This window comes from Chitinophaga fulva (assembly GCF_012927205.1).
Classification (GTDB): domain Bacteria; phylum Bacteroidota; class Bacteroidia; order Chitinophagales; family Chitinophagaceae; genus Chitinophaga; species Chitinophaga fulva.
This window is the reverse complement of the sequence record NZ_JABBGC010000001.1, coordinates 2,929,821-2,943,891: the sequence shown is the minus strand read 5'-3', so window position 1 is coordinate 2,943,891 and position 14,071 is coordinate 2,929,821. Positions and strand designations below refer to the sequence as shown.

Genomic DNA, 14,071 nt, shown 5'->3' with positions numbered 1-14,071 from the left:
AAAAAAGGTATGGGAAGTAAGAATATTTTTATTTTCTCTTTCCGTAAATTTCTTCCAGCTCCAGTTTTTTTATTCTTGACCGAATGGCTCCATCAGTTCGCCCAAAATATTTTGCCATCTCTTTTATTTTTGCCCCCTGGCAGTAAAGTGTGGTCAATTCATTATCCAACGCAGCAGTCCAGGGCATATAGGCGTCCTTATGTTTTAATCTGACTTCCTCAACGGAATAAGCTTTTTCAGCACTCTCTTTATGGTTTCCGGCTGCTGTTTCCGGAACTGAAAAAGATGTCCTGTCTATTGCTTCATATTTTTTCGTTTCAACAGTTATTTGCGAAGCGGGAAAAGTAGCGGGAATCATAGATTCCGGTATTTGAATAATGTTACGTGTTCGGGTAATAGCCACATAAAGCAAATTGATTTCCTCGTTGAGTTTCGAAATATTCATCTCCTCTTTTTTCATTTTCTTCAACTTCTCTTCCGTAATAAAATCATCAGCCAGTATAACCTGATCGTACTCCATTCCTTTACTCCGGTGAACCGTTGAAAAAATGACTGCTGCTTTTTCCTTTTCCCCATCCTCCACATGCTTGCGCTTTAATTCCTTCATTATTGCATGGATATCATCTCCATACTCCTTCACAATTTCCAGCATAGTAGCCAGCTGCATATCTTCCGTATGTTCAATATATTCTTCCAGCTCTGCTGTATTTTTCATTTCCCGGATGAGATTATCCTTAATAAGATGACGCTTATTATTAATAAAATTCAACACATCATAAAGAGACGTTCCTTCATCTGCATAAGCATAGGAATTAATATTCCCCTCAAAATATATATGGGTCACATTTTTATTCTTTTCAATATAACCGATGGCATTTAATAATAAACCAAGATTTGTTCTTGCGATGACAGCAATGCTATTTTCTTTACCAGGACCACCCTCTCCTGTAATAGTGAAAGGTTGATACAAATCGAGGTATTCCTTCCATTTTAAAACTTCTGTAGCAAGATGAGCGATATCCTGACCAAAACGGAAACTGGTTGATAAGTGGAATGTTTTGAAATCCACTTTTTCCAAAGAATTAACCGCATATCGCCAACCATAAATTTGCTGATGTGTATCTCCTACAATTACCTTAATCGCCTTTTGCCTAAGGAAGATATCCAACATAGCTGCAGAGGCATCCTGTCCTTCATCAAATAAAATATAATCATACCCTAAATCGGGGCCCTCCAATTGAAATTTCTTCAAATAAAAATCATGTGTTATATCAATATCACCATCATCCATCCTTTGATATAACAACGAAGCCATTCTTTGGATATCCTGATAACATGTTTTAACAAAGGCCCTAACTTTTTTATCTGTGATGACCTCCAAATAATCCAGCTCCTCCATGCGCGATTTATCGCTGTTGCAGAAATAACTAAAAAATTTATTTATATGATTGGCCAGGATATACTTTCCATGCTTCTCCGTTCTACCTGTTATCTCCAGTAAGTCAGCAATTTCATTCGTCCGATATCCCTGATTACGGACGGTATATCCTTCCCTGAAAACAATCCGCTTATAAGCCAATGAATGTGCTGTTTCCACTTTAACATTGGCCAATCCGCATGCAGCAAATTTTGCTATAGCATCATTCCTGACCGATCTATTAAACGCCAGATAGAGTATTTTACTGTGGTGAGGTCTGGATTTAGCATATTCAATGATGGTGGTTGTCTTACCAGAACCAGCAACAGCATTTATTTTAATGTTGCCTGTTGAATGAATAATGTCAAGTTGTTCCTGAGTTAACTTCATAGCTGGTTAATGTTGAGGATGGACAAATTGCTTACAGATACAATGAACTATAAATTAAGCTTTTAAGCGCAATTAACCAAGTATCATTTTGCCCACCCCACTACCTCACTACTATTTCACTGCTACCTCACCATCACGTCTTCAATCACCCTCCCCGTATTCCCGCCCGGCATTTGTATATGCAACAAGGCACATACCGTAGCGGCGATATCCGTAACGCCAGCATGCTTGTAGGAACGACCGGGCTTAATTCCCCAGCCGAACCATATCAAAGGAATGTGTGTATCGTAAGGATACATCGTGCCATGGGTAGTGCCCATGATGCTGCCATTTTTTACGCCCGGCGCGGGCACTACCATTATGTCTCCACTCCGTTTGGCATGCCAGCCGTTGATGTACATATCATTGAACGGAGCTGGAAGATGGCCGTTGTGGATTTCTGCTATGGTAACGGCATCGCCTATACCCGGAATAGCTTTCAGCTGTGCTTTAATGAATTGTTGCAGGCTGGCCAATGGAACACCCGCCTTGCTGACAGCGGCCGTATCGAGGTACAGTTGTGAACCGGCATCAGAAAGAATAGCTTTAGGAATCCCCCACTGCTTACTGATGGCTTCATTCAGGGAAGCGGCACGTCCCATCTTTTCTCCTATGCCCGGCAAACGGTGGTCTTGCATGAACCCCGGTGAGTTAATAGCGCCATGGTCTGCCGTGAGGAACACGAGATAGTCGCTGCCATAGCGCTGGTCCAGCCAAACAAGGAATTCTCCCAGCTCTTTATCCAGCCGCAGGTACATATCTTCCATTTCGATGGCATCAGGACCGAAGCTATGACCGGCAATATCCGGTGTGGAAAAGCTGAGGGCCAGCATATCTGTGGCGGTGCTGCCGAGATGGTAGCCCTGGATGGCTGCCTTGGCGAAGTCAAGTGTGAGGGTGTTGCCCAGCGGGGAATATTTCAGGAGGTCATAATCTTTCCCTTTGTTGAACTGATGGATGAACACCGGCTTATCTTCCCCGGGAACGGGCACTTCATAATGCTTGTCATCAGCCGTGCTGGCGGTATAGGAAGAAACAGGATATAAAGTATTCCACGGCTGTTGAATATATTTTGCAGCACGTTGTTCTTTGTTAAAGGCTGTTGCCCAGGCAGGCAGACTGTCCATGTACCAGGAGCTGCTAATGAAATGCCCGGTGGCATCGTCGTACCAGAAGGCAGCATTGGCGCCATGACCGGCAGGCAATATAGCCGCCCTGTCTTTCAGCGCAATGCCCACCACCCTACTTTGAAACCCCGTGGCTATACGTAGTTCATCACCGATAGTGGTGCTCATCAGGTTGCGGGGCGACATACCGCCTGCAACGGCCTTACCGGTACCGATAGTATTGACAGCACTATCGTATACGCAATAAACGGACTTGCCCGATTTCCGGTCGTACCAGTCATTACCCACGATACCGTTCACAGCCGGACCGGTACCGGTATACACAGCGGCATGTCCGCAGGCGGTAACGGAGGGCACATAGTTGATCATCGTTTGCTCACAGCTGAAACCTTCCCGGAGCAGGCGTTTGAAACCGGTGTTGCCATAATGGCCGTAGTAGCGGTACAGGTAATCCCATCGCATCTGGTCTATCATAATGCCGACCACCAGTTTGGGCCGCTTCAATGGCTGCGCACAGAGACTGTTGCCGGCAAAAAGAATTGCCAGTAACAGTAATTTATGGGTTCTCATGAAGGTCTGTTTTCTTTGAATTTGTTGATCTTACCGGCACGTTTCTCCAGCAGAAAGGCATCAAACAGTTCACCAGTAGCGAGGTAGGATTTAAAGTCAAGCCGGTTGTTATCAATCGTGACGAGGTGATACATCTGCAAATGTCCCGTTACGATATCGGCCCATTCCATCTTTTCATACTCATACATCTTGGAACCACTAACAGACACCACATAGGCGGTACCGTAAGGCGCGATCTGCCGCATGCCTCTGCCATAGGCATGATCATGCCCCTGTAATACGATGTCAACTTTATACTTATCGAAAAGCGGCTTAAACCAGGTCTGTACTTTTTCATTGACCCTGCCCTTCTTCGTAGAGAAAACCGGATGATGCATGGTCACAACGGTCCATTTATGCGGATTGGAAGAAAGGGTGTTCTCCAGCCACTGCTGTTGCGCCCGTAACTGGGCCTCCGAAGTGGCCTCCTCCATCATCATGGAATTAAGACTGATGAAACGTACGCCCTGCACATCGGCATAAAACACGGAGCCTTCCAGGTCATCAAGACCGGTGCCATTTCCCGGAAGGGTAAACTGTTTCTTCCAGTGAACAGACAAGTGAGGCAGCCCATCTTCATGGGTATATTCGTGGTTGCCCGGTGTTACAAGCGAGGGCACACTGCCATGGATATATCCGCCCGCTTCGAACCACTGGCCCCATTCATCATCGTTGTTGGCACGGTTCACGAGATCGCCGACATGTATGATCAGTTGGGCATCCGGCAACTGGGCATAGGCTTTCCGTATCACACGGCTCCAGAACGGTCTGATACCTACCTGAGCATCGCCGAGGTATATAAAGGAGAGCTTGCCCGTGGCCGCTGCGGTGCGGAATTGCAGCCATTCGCTCCAACCGTTCTCGTTGCCTGCACGGTAAGTATACAGTGTGTCCGGCTGCAGACCGGTAAGCGTAAGGCTGTGATAATTGTCCTGTTGCAGTGTGGCTGTTGCAGCTGCCACCCGGGTAGCCTTGGTGGCAAAGTCCGGGCGGGCATCCGCTTTCGCATATTCCACATAGGACGCAGCGGCCACATTGGAACGCCAGGTAATGGCCGCCATGGTGGACGGGTCTTTCGTAATGTTCAGAATGATCCGGTCAGGGACTGCTGACGCAGGGTAACTGCTGCCACTGATGACAGGCGACGCTACGGCCGATAATACGGGCGTTCCTGCCAGCGGCAGCAACGCCCCTGCCTTCATGATGTTGCCGAGAAAATTCCTTCTGTCTAATGCTTTCTTTTCCATCGCTGTTTTTATCATTTCAGGTACCACATTTTTGTATTGATATCATCGGCACCAAATACGGTAATGGCTGCACGATAATTATCGATATTCACATCCTGCTCTGTCGTAGGCCAGGCGTATCTTACAGGGAAAGTCTTCTGAAAAGCCATCGGGCCTACCACAAATGCCGGGTAACCGGTGCGGCGGAAATCAAACCAGCCTTCTGCCCCGCGGAAAGTCATTGCCAGCCATTTCTGGGAGATCAGCTGTTCCAAAGTACCGTTGTACTTCACGATGGCCTGATCATAGTACCCGCGACGTTGTGCTTCTGCCTGGATACCGTAATATTCCATGGAGGATTTTATACCATTGTTATACATCCCTTCGGCCGTATTGCCCGCCATCGTTACTTTTCCTGCCTGCATAGCCTCTGCTGCGATGAAACACACTTCTGTGTACAACATCAGGCTGGCTTTGAAAGCGGCAGGCTTATTCTGTCTAAAGAAAGCAGACAAAGTGGACTGATGTGATTCTCCTCCGTTATAGTCCCCGGGGTTCGTATAGGCGTGCGGGATACCCACGTACTTATTTTTGTCAACAGTAGCGCCTTCCATGCTGGCCACCGGCGCAATCCAAAGTTCCAGCCTCGGGTCATTGCGGGACAACAGCGCATCCACCAGTTCCTTACTGGCCTTTGTTTTCAGAAAATCATTGTCGATCATGGTCAGCGGTCCGCCCGCCCAGCTGTCGTCTTTTTTGACGCCCAGGTAGGGAACTTCTGCGTTATCAGCGTTGCTTTCCATAACAGGATATTCCGTCTTGTTATTCAGGACCTCCTGCATCTCCGTCCATGCAGCCGGATAATTTTTAGCGCAGCGAAGCAGCAGCCGTAAACGCAGGGAATTGGCCAGCTTCCGCCATTTCAGGGCATCACCGGCAAACATGGCATCAGCTTTTGTATCCATGCCGGCGCCGTTGTTTTTCAGGTCTGCGTTCGCTTCTTTCAGCAGGGCAAGCAGACTTTTATAAATATCTTCCTGTTTGTCGTAGGTAGGTTTGATGTTTCCGTTTTCCACTGATTGTAACGCTTTGGAGTAAGGCACATCACCATAGAGATCTGTCAGGTAAGCCATGTTGAAGGCCATGAGCACCTTCCCGGCTGCAACGTAGGCTGGCTGCTTCATTTCTGTAGCTTCCTGCTGCAGTGTTTTCACGATCATCGCACGCTGATAGATGTCCGACCAGTCAACGGCTGTCCAGCGGAACAGCTCATAATCATTATTCCTGATCAGCGTGATATACCGGCCCAGCGCCGCCGGTCTTCTGGCAAAGCCATTCTCCGCATAAGCGTAGGCCGTCTGCGTGATAGCCTCTGTGAGATGGTATTCCGGCCGGGTGACAGCGGGATTATTGGGATTGGTGTTAATATCTTCAAAGTCCTTCGTACAGCCGGTAAAGGTGAGTACTGTCAACAGACCTACAATTATTTTATATGGTTTCATGATATGAATGGATTAAAAATTGCAACTCAGTTTAGCCCCATATGATCTTGTTCCTGGCAGCGTCCAATGGCCAACGCCCTGGTACCGCTGACCGGAAAGGCTCATGGTGATCTCAGGATCATAACCATTACCGGCAGCGGTCCAGGTGTAGAGGTTATTACCGATCAGTGAAAGCGACAGGTTGGTGAGGAATGGAATACGGCGCATTACATTACGGCCGAAGGCATAGGTAACGGATACTTCTTTCAGCTTCACATAAGTGGCGCTGTATGTTTCATTCTCGTAGTACTTCCAGTATTTATTGTCATAGTAGTCCGCAGCTGCGATGATGATATCGTTGGGCTTATAGGTACCGTTGCCTTTGTCTACCACACCTTCCATGAGCATACCGTCGTCACGTTTAACGCCGTTGGCATCGGTCCAGTTAAGACCGCCATGCGCTGCGTCTCTTCCCTGCAGGGTATTGGTGGTACGGCCGTCCTGGATAAGGCTCTTTGCTACATAAGAGTAGTACGAACCACCCTGGCGCCAGTCGATCAGAAAATTCAGCGTTACATTTTTGTAATGGAAATTGTTATTGAATCCCACCATAAAGTCAGGGTTATAGTTACCTATCTTCACCAGTTCAGGGTCCTGTTGTTGGAGACCATTGCTGTTCAGCAGCGCCTGGCCTGCATAAGGGCCTTCTTTTACTTTCACCCAGCTTCTGCTGTAGAAATCACCCATTTTAGTACCTTCTTTTATCAGGTAGACAATATTGCTGCCGTCGGTGCTGCCCAGCATGTAACTGGTAACGGCCGGCGTCAGTGAGATGACCTTATTCTGGTTACGGGTAAAATTGACATCAGACTTCCAGGTGAACTTTCCTTTTACGGGGACTGTGTTCAGGCCTATCTCCCAGCCGCTGTTCTGGATATTACCGGCGTTGATGAGCATACTATTGGCGCCGGAAGCGATGGTGGTAGGCACCTGGATGATCTGGTTCCGGTTATTGGTTTTGTACCAGGTAACGTTGAGGCCTAAACGATCTTTAAAGAAACTGACATCCAGCCCACCTTCGTAGGAAGTGGCGATTTCTGGTTTCAACAGGCTGTTGCGCTGGCTGAAGCTGATGGTAGCGCGTTTTACAGTGCCCCAATCGGTATCAAAAGGCACGGTATTATACAGTTGATAAGGGTCTGTATCCGACCCTACCTGTGACCAGTTGGCCCTTAATTTCAGGTAAGAGAGCTGCCGCCATTGGATGTTCAGCATATCCGACAGGATGGCGCTGACTGACACAGATGGGTAGAAATACGAGTTGTTCGATTTAGGTAAGGTGCTGCTCCAGTCATTTCTGGCGGTGAGGTTCAGGAAGATATAATCATTATAACTGATCTCACTCATACCATACAGGCTGTTGATACGTTTATGCGACCTGGACTGTGTATTGATGATCGAACCTGCGGCTGCATTGGAAAGGTTGTAAACACCAGGCAGGGTAAGGCTTCCGGCTGATTGCTGGTTGGACTGGGTTTGCTGGTCCATGCGGTTACCACCCACGGCCACAGAGAATTTAAGGTTGTGTTTCAGTTCAGGTTTGTAGGTGAGCAGGAAGTCGCTGTTCTGTTCCCTGAACTGGTTATTCTCCAGCACATACGCGCCTTTAGGGTTTCTTTTAGCGCTGAAAGGGCGTTTCTGATCTTCTGACAGCGAGTAATAATCGAGGCCGGTGCGCAGCATCAGGCTCAGGTCTTTGCGAAGATCAAGTTGCACTTGTACGTTGCCGGTGATACGGTTGCGGTTATAGCTGTTGGTTTCTTCGTATGCGATGAGATAAGGATTATCGTCGGTGCTGTAGGGGTTATATTGTTGCAGCCCTTCTTTTCCTGGTACCCAATAATTGCGCAAAGCGTGGATATCCACATTGGGCGCCAGTTTATACGTCTGCGTGGTAACGCTCTCCGCATAGGCAGAGGGGCGGTTATCGCTGGTGCTGTTCGTATAGGCGATGTTGCTGCTGACATGGATGGATTTATTGAGGTGGTAAGTACCCGAGAAGGTCAGGTTGTTACGTTTCAAATCCGTATTGGGCACGATGCCCTGGTTCTGCATGTTGGCGTAGGAAATCCTGAAGTTGCCCGCATCACCGCTTTTTGATACCGCGATGTTATTGGTCAATGTCCGTCCGGTGCGGAAGAAATCTCTTACGCGATTGGGATACGCTTTCCATTCCAGGGGAACGGGCTTACCGTTTTCGTCGAGGGGGCTGTTCCACTGCACCAGTTTGCGGCCGGTGTTCAGTTTGGGTCCCCATGCGGAAGTGCTGAGGGTATTATCAGTGCCTGCCCAGTCGCCGCTGCCGAATTCGTTCTGGAAGTCGGGGAACATCCAGGCTTTATCGAACATAGCGGTGGAGTTGAAGCTAACGCCCAGTCCTTTTTTGGCGGCGCCGGATTTGGTGGTGATGAGGATAACGCCCGAACCGGCGCGGCTACCGTAGAGCGCGGCGGCACTAGCGCCTTTCAGCACGGTGATGCTGGCAATGTCATCGGCGCTGATATCGCTGATAGGGCTGCCATAGTCGATGGTCTGTTTACCATCTACCGCTTGTGCAGGATTCTGAATAGCCGGGGCTACCGGTACCCCGTCAATCACGTATAATGGTTGGTTGTCTTTACTGATAGAGGACTGTCCGCGTATGGTGACCATCACACTGGACCCCGGATCGGAGCCGGTGCTGCGGATGCTCACGCCCGGCACGCGTGCCGCGAGGCTGTTCATCACGTTGGGCTGTGGCACATCGCTGACATCTTTAGAAGATAATTGGGAGATGGAATAGCCCACGTTACGTTCAGCCTTTTTGATGCCGAGTGCGGTCACCACCACTTCTCCCAATGCTTTGGTGGAAGGTGGCGGCAGTTCGTTGGCCGCAGCAGGCGTGTCCTGCTTTTTAGCCGGCGGCGCCACGCTGAGAATAGCGTAGTTATTGACGATGCGGCATTGTATGGATACATCCACAGCCAGCCAGCCGAGCGCTTCTTTCAGCGTGGCGGCATTTTTGCGGACATGCACCGTGCGTGACAGCAGGGCATTCACTTCCTCATCGAATGTTACCTGTAATTGTTGCTGGCTTTTGATCTGCTGAATAAATTGCCTTACCGTCAGTGTGCTGCCGCTGAAATTCAGCATGCGGTCCTGCTGCGCCAACAGCCGGACACTGACCGACAGGAGAAAAAACAGCATCAGGACCCGACGCAGTAAAAATGTTTTCATTATTTTACAATTGATTTAGGTGCAGGTGGTTTACGCCTGCATGTCAGGTTACTTGGCTGATAAACCAGTCAGTTGCTATTTTAAGCGCCCCGTTGCACCGGGGCGTTTAATTTTTTAGTAGATCACGATCGTATCTTTTTCCTGCCGGTACCGGAACCCAGCTGTTTGCGACAGTATCTCCATGACTGCTGATAACGGCAGCTGTTTAAACTCCGCTGTGATATGCTTCTGCAACAGTTCTTTTCTTGTGATGCTGATGGGTGTTTTATACCATTGCTGGAGATCAGCGCACACGGTATGTAATTTCTCCTGGTCGAAGGAAAGTTGACCGGACGTCCATGCGGTAAGGGCATCCGTCCCGATGGTGGCGAGCCGGAAACTACCGGCCTGCTTATCCACAATAGCTTGCTGTCCGGGTTGCAGTTCTGTCAGCCTTTGGCCGTGGCTGCCCAGCAGCCTTACTTTTCCGGAGACCAGCGTTACCGCCAGCAACTGGCGGTCGTCTATCTCAAAGGAGGTGCCCAGTACCTGTGTGGTGTATTTTCCGGTGTTGACAAAAAATGGCCGTTGCGCTGCACCCGTGACGTTAAAGAACGCGCGGCCGGAGAGGCGTATTTCCCGAAGGGCCGTATTGAATTCAGCGCTATAGCTAACAGACGAGCCGGGGAAAAGGGTCACCTGGGAGCCATCCGGCAGTTGCAGCTGGTGTGGTGCTCCTGGTGCGGCGGTGACGGTTTTCCAGGCCAAAGCGGGTGCTTTATGCTGCGGTTGCAGAAACAGCCAGCCAGCCACCGCGATGAATACCAGCAAAGCGGCTGCCGCAGCCATCTGCGAATATAATTTCCTGTGTTGGGTATTGATACCAGCCAAACGACGGAACTGCTGCCAGTCGCTGCCAGTTGCTTTGTCGGGTATAGCCACACTCGTATTCCTCCAGGCGGCTTCCATACATGCCTGTACAAATGCAGCGTCTTTACCGCTGGCGATATAGGTTTCAATGTCCGCTTTAACAGCGGGACCGGAAATTTTACCTTCAAAGTAGCTGGTCAGCAGGATGCTGTCCGGTTGAAAATCTGCCATAGTGATCGATTCATCCATAAGGACGACGGTCAGTGGCTGGTCAAACTATTGGGGAAGATGGAATTAATATTCAGTTAACATTGGCACTAACATAACGGCTGCCAGCATGAGGAAATCGGCGTAGTCATGCAGTTCCCTCCGGATGAATTTCAGCGAGGCAGCGATGTGGTTCTGCACCGTAAAGATGGAAACATTCAGTAGTTCAGCTATTTCTGCATAACTCATCCCGCGCTCCCGGTTAAGGATAAACGCTTCGCGGCGGCGTGGCGGAAGTTTGTCGAGGCAGGCCCTGTAGCGGGACAGCAGCTCCCGGTAGCTGACCGTTTCGGTGATATTTTCGGTGGCGGGCGCCTCTTCTTCGCGGGAACTGAGTGTCATCATGGTCTTTTTACGGCGCAACATGCTAACCGTCTCATGGCGCATCATGGTAAAAAGATAGCTGTTGAAATCATTCAGGGTGGCAATCCTGGATTTCTGCTGCCATACTTTCAACATCACATTCATGGCAAGCTCCTCGCTGATGGCAGGATCGTCGGTATAGCTCATGGTATAGCGCTTCAGGCGGGGGAAATAGTATTCAAACAGTGGTTTGAATTGCAGGTCATTCCCGGCCAGCCAGTCGTGCAACAGTATTGGAATCTGCGTGGAGTCTTCCATCAGGTAACTCAGTTTGGACGAGCGCAAAAATAACAGTGGTATATTAAGGCATTATTAACTCATTTATCCGGAGATTGCTTACCTGCTGGTCTGTACTGATATATTCCCCTTGTTCATGGTTATCAGATCCGTTGATGACAACGTTTTTAAAGCGGACTGGCAGCCCTAATGCCGTCCAGAAGTATTTACTGCGCTGGAGGTGGTAATGAATATGCGGCATGGTAGAGTGACCGCTATTGCCGCATTTCCCTAATAATTGACCCTGCTTCACGATATCCCCTTTCTTCACTACTATGCTACCTTTCCTGAAATGCGCGATAAAACTGTATTCGTTTTCATGATGTTTGATGACTACATAATTCCCCCTGAAATCCTTCGTCTTCCAATCCACAGAAAGATCACCTACATGGACATAATCCCGGATATTATTTTTTATACCGACAATCATGCCATCCGCCGGTGCGATCACCTCCTGATCAAAACAATAATAATCTTCCAGCTGATTCCCCGTCCCGCTGTTAGGTTTATGATGATCATCAGTAATAAAAAAATCATAGGCATACCGTTGTGTATACAGTCCCCAGGAATGAGATGTTTCAGGCGTCACCCCTCCACGCCCAACTTTCCATGTCCCTTTAAAAGGAAGGATATATTCGACCTTGCTATGGAAGGATGCAGGAGAAGGCAACCTGAAAGAATAGAAGACCAGTATATACAACTGCCCCGACAGCTGCCTGATCATCTGTATCAGGCTGTACGGATTTAAAAGGCTCAGATAAATAGTTAAGTAATAATGGGTAAGGTCTACCGAAACGGCCTGCTGATCGGGTTTTTCCGGTTTCTTTTTATTATTCCTGAACTTTTCAATTCTCCTCAGTATAACGGCAAGCACACAGAAAAAGAATAAATAACCAAAACGTTTATCTCCCCAAAAACTGATTATCCCCAATGCTCCGAGAAGGTAAGATGCTATGATAATTTTTTTCATGTATAGGTCAGTTTATGTGGGGTTTAGCTACGAAAGTTAAGTAACTGACCGGACTTCGTAAAACTATTACCTGGGAGATATGTAGCAGCCGGCTAATTTTTACTATCTTTATCGGATACAGTAATATACTATGCAGCACCGTTTCTCTTCCAATACGCCCCCGCCGGTAGCCTAAAGGCTGAATAACCGGATTCTACACCATCTTCCCGTCTACGGCGGGAACGGGTTTCATTTGTTTTAATGTCAGTTTTCAAGGTTGTTTAGCCTCAACTTGGCTTGTGGTTACCATTTGTTTTTTATTCAGACAATCTTGAAATGAGAAATTTTAAATATTCGTTCATTGTCCTGTTAGGAGGGACCATGTATGGAACGATGTCTTCGTTCGTAAAACTATCCTATGCATCGGGCTATCACGCTGCGGAAATATCATTCTCACAGGCGCTGCTGTCAGCTGTTCTGCTGGGTTTGATACTGTTATTGACCACCGGCAGGACCAACTGGAAAAAGTTGGCAGGAAAAGAGCTGGTAGCCTTGCTGTTGGTGGGGGGCACCATCGGGCTCACGAATTTTCTGTATTACCAGTCCGTGAGTTACATTTCCGCTTCGCTGGCGATTGTGATCCTGATGCAGTTCACCTGGTTCAGTTTGTTGCTGGAATGGTTTATTTTCCGACAGCGGCCGGGCAGGCTGGAAATGGTAACAGTTCTCTTCATTCTTGTGGGAACGGTCATGGCAGGCAATCTGCTGGAAGCAGACGCGTTATCCTTCTCCTGGCAGGGAATGGCACTGGCGCTGGCATCAGCATTTACCTATGCTGTGTATATTGTGGCCAACAGCCGGGTGGGCAAAAGCGTGAAGTGGCAGTCGAAAAGCACACTTATTATGGCCGGTTCTGCATTGACTATTTTCATCATCAATGCGCAGCCAATTGTATCCGACAATCATTTTGGATATACGTTCCTGTTATGGGCCGTATTTTTGGCCGTAGTAGGCACCACTATCCCAACGGCACTTTTTGCCGCAGGCATCCCTAAAATAGGGGCCGGCACCAGTGCTATCCTGATGACCATAGAATTTCCGGTTGCCGTTTTATGTGCCTATCTTGTTCTGCATGAAGCCATCAGCCCGGTGCAGATAGCAGGTATTATCGTGATGCTGGCCGCCATATCGGTCATGAATTATTACAAATCGTTAAAAACAAAAAAAGGAAGCTGAATCATGTTTTATATCAGTGAAGTAAAGAATACACCTCCGGCAACATTCAAAACAACATTACAGGAAATGGTTTACACATTGCTACAGGAAAAGCAGGTGCCATTTGAACGGGTAGACAATGACGACGCCATTTCCATGGAGGACTGTATCATTATAAATCGTCAGCTGAACATGAAAACGGTGAAGACACTGTTTCTGTGTAACCGCCAGCAGACTAGCTTCTACCTGTTCGTCACCACGGCCGACAAACCTTTCGTCACAAAAGATTTAAGCCGTGTGCTGGGTATATCCCGGGTATCATTCGCCCCGGTGGAATTACTGGACCAAATGCTGGGCACCACCGTAGGCGCCACTACCATCTTTGGCGTACTGCTGGACAAAGAAAATAAAGTACAGGTAGTTATTGACAAGGATGTGCTTTCAGAAGAATGGTATGGTTGCAGCGACGGTACCACCACGAGTTATATGAAGATCAGCAGGGACTGGATCATGAATGATTTCCTGGTGTATACTGAACATTCACCGAAAGTCATCGAGATATAAACAGGCAAACAAAAGGTTGTAAG

The 14,071-nt window shown here is 48.2% G+C and carries 10 protein-coding genes; 2 read left to right on the top strand and 8 right to left on the bottom strand.

What is annotated here, in order from left to right; genetic code table 11:
- Nucleotides 1-28 precede the first annotated feature (28 nt).
- The 8 genes from HHL17_RS11975 to HHL17_RS11940 all read right to left on the bottom strand — a co-directional run bounded on the left by HHL17_RS11975 (nt 29) and on the right by HHL17_RS11940 (nt 12,290).
- Entirely contained in the window at nt 29-1,807 is a 1,779-nt protein-coding gene (locus HHL17_RS11975) for a UvrD-helicase domain-containing protein (RefSeq protein ID WP_169224947.1), read from the bottom strand.
- A 122-nt stretch (nt 1,808-1,929) separates the two neighbouring features.
- The gene (gene pafA / locus HHL17_RS11970; RefSeq protein ID WP_169224946.1) at nt 1,930-3,543 is read right to left on the bottom strand and encodes an alkaline phosphatase PafA; all 1,614 of its coding nucleotides are present in this window, start codon (nt 3,541-3,543) and stop codon (nt 1,930-1,932) included.
- Nucleotides 3,540-4,844 (bottom strand): purple acid phosphatase family protein, encoded by a 1,305-nt coding sequence (locus tag HHL17_RS11965; protein WP_240975161.1) that lies wholly within the window; start codon nt 4,842-4,844, stop codon nt 3,540-3,542. The genes pafA and HHL17_RS11965 overlap by 4 nt, the downstream gene beginning before the upstream one ends.
- The gene (locus tag HHL17_RS11960; protein WP_169224945.1) at nt 4,841-6,310 is read right to left on the bottom strand and encodes a SusD/RagB family nutrient-binding outer membrane lipoprotein; all 1,470 of its coding nucleotides are present in this window, start codon (nt 6,308-6,310) and stop codon (nt 4,841-4,843) included. Before HHL17_RS11960 ends, HHL17_RS11965 begins: the two co-directional genes overlap by 4 nt.
- A gap of 12 nt (nt 6,311-6,322) precedes the next feature.
- Nucleotides 6,323-9,565, bottom strand: a complete 3,243-nt coding sequence (locus HHL17_RS11955; protein WP_240975154.1) for a SusC/RagA family TonB-linked outer membrane protein — start codon at nt 9,563-9,565, stop codon at nt 6,323-6,325.
- A 114-nt stretch (nt 9,566-9,679) separates the two neighbouring features.
- A complete protein-coding gene (locus HHL17_RS11950; RefSeq protein WP_169224944.1) occupies nt 9,680-10,645 on the bottom strand; it encodes a FecR family protein in 966 nt (321 codons plus the stop codon).
- A gap of 63 nt (nt 10,646-10,708) precedes the next feature.
- On the bottom strand, nt 10,709-11,329 hold the full coding sequence (locus HHL17_RS11945; protein WP_169224943.1) for an RNA polymerase sigma-70 factor: 621 nt from the start codon (nt 11,327-11,329) through the stop codon (nt 10,709-10,711).
- Nucleotides 11,330-11,345: 16 nt separating this feature from the next.
- Nucleotides 11,346-12,290 carry a M23 family metallopeptidase gene (locus tag HHL17_RS11940; RefSeq protein WP_169224942.1) on the bottom strand — a complete coding sequence of 315 codons (945 nt, stop codon included), beginning with the start codon at nt 12,288-12,290 and terminating at the stop codon, nt 11,346-11,348.
- A gap of 315 nt (nt 12,291-12,605) precedes the next feature.
- Here HHL17_RS11940 and HHL17_RS11935 point away from each other — a divergent pair, with 315 nt between their 5' ends.
- Both HHL17_RS11935 and HHL17_RS11930 read left to right on the top strand, forming a co-directional pair.
- Nucleotides 12,606-13,505 (top strand): EamA family transporter, encoded by a 900-nt coding sequence (locus tag HHL17_RS11935; protein WP_169224941.1) that lies wholly within the window; start codon nt 12,606-12,608, stop codon nt 13,503-13,505.
- 3 nt (nt 13,506-13,508) lie between these two features.
- Nucleotides 13,509-14,048, top strand: a complete 540-nt coding sequence (locus HHL17_RS11930; protein ID WP_169224940.1) for a prolyl-tRNA synthetase associated domain-containing protein — start codon at nt 13,509-13,511, stop codon at nt 14,046-14,048.
- The last annotated feature ends 23 nt before the right edge of the window (nt 14,049-14,071 follow it).